This window comes from Streptomyces sp. NPDC094034, assembly GCF_040303865.1.
Classification (GTDB): domain Bacteria; phylum Actinomycetota; class Actinomycetes; order Streptomycetales; family Streptomycetaceae; genus Streptomyces.
The window spans coordinates 1-1,180 of record NZ_JBEOUD010000131.1 but is presented as its reverse complement, the minus strand read 5'-3'; the positions used below and the strand labels follow the sequence as shown (position 1 = coordinate 1,180).

General features: G+C 70.8%; 2 protein-coding genes. One reads left to right on the top strand and one right to left on the bottom strand.

The features are described 5' to 3' along the window. Positions 1-291: 291 nt before the first annotated feature. A complete protein-coding gene (locus ABTZ59_RS37180; RefSeq protein WP_351426019.1) occupies positions 292-669 on the bottom strand; it encodes an STAS domain-containing protein in 378 nt (125 codons plus the stop codon). Positions 670-817: 148 nt separating this feature from the next. Here ABTZ59_RS37180 and ABTZ59_RS37175 point away from each other — a divergent pair. After that, a partial coding sequence (locus ABTZ59_RS37175; protein WP_351426014.1) for an ATP-binding protein occupies positions 818-1,180 on the top strand: 363 nt, incomplete at its 3' end.

Sequence of the window (1,180 nt, the reverse complement as noted above, 5' to 3'; positions counted from 1 at the left end):
GGCAGAGGATCTTCAGTGCGCGCATCACCGTGCGGTCGGCCGACTCGGGGGCGGCGGCGATAATGCGGGTCTGCCCGGGCATTCGTCGCCCAGGCCGACGACTCCGGGCACACGGTCAGCTGGCCGGAGGCGGCGTCGCATGACCCAGCGGCGACGTGGCCGGCGAGCTCGGAGGCGATGGCCGCCCACCGCTCGCGTAGCGTCGTGCCGGCGACCGGGAGCCCTTATGCGTGCTCGGTGACCAGCGCGCCGATCGCGGCCCCCAGGGCCCAGCGGGTGCGCCAGTCGACGTCAGAGGTGCAGGGCCTGGTCCAGGGTGGGGTGGCAGTCGATGACCGTGTCCAGGCCGACGATCTGCACCGTGCGCAAGACGGGTGCCGACAGTGCTGCCAGGCGGAGCCAGCCGCCTGCCCCGGTGAGAGCACGGTGGGCACTGATCAGGATGTTGATGCCGCTGGAGTCCATGAACGAGACCCGGTGGAGGTCCGCCACGACCCGCGGTGGGTCGGTCGTGCAGGCTCCCAGGGCCTCGCGCAGTGTGTCACCGGTGTGGTGGTCGATCTCGCCGCTCACGCTCAGGACGCGCACGCCCCCGGTCATGGAGGAGGCCACCAGCAACGGGCCGGCTGCCGCGCCTTCTTGCGTCCCCGCCTTCGCTCCTTCAGTCACATGGACGATACTGGCACATCGAACCTGGCGTCCGGAATGGTGCCAGGGACTGCGGGGCTGACGTGACGTCAGGGGACTGACCTGCTTTCCCGCGGGGTAAGCGCGCGAAGCCAGGCCATGGCGCGGCGCGGCGTCGTAGGGTCTGCATATGACGGGGGAGGCGGCGGTGGCCGACGGCGGGCAGCCTTTCCAGATGACGATCGAGCTGGACGGGAGCGGCGGCTGCATCGCCCAGGCGCGGCACCTGGCCCTCGCCTTCCTCGCCCGGATGCGTACCGAACACCGGCTGGACGTCTCCCAGCGCGCCGTGGACTTGTGTCAGTTGGTGGTCAGTGAGCTGGTCACCAATGCCGGCAAGTACGCGCCGGGCCCGGTGCTGATGGACCTGCGGATTGAAAGCGGCATGATCGAGATCGCGGTGTGGGACTCCGACCCGGTGCTCCCGGAGGCCAAGGCGGCCGACGCGGGCCGGGTCGGGCAGCACGGCCTGGAGATCGTCAAGGCCGTCACC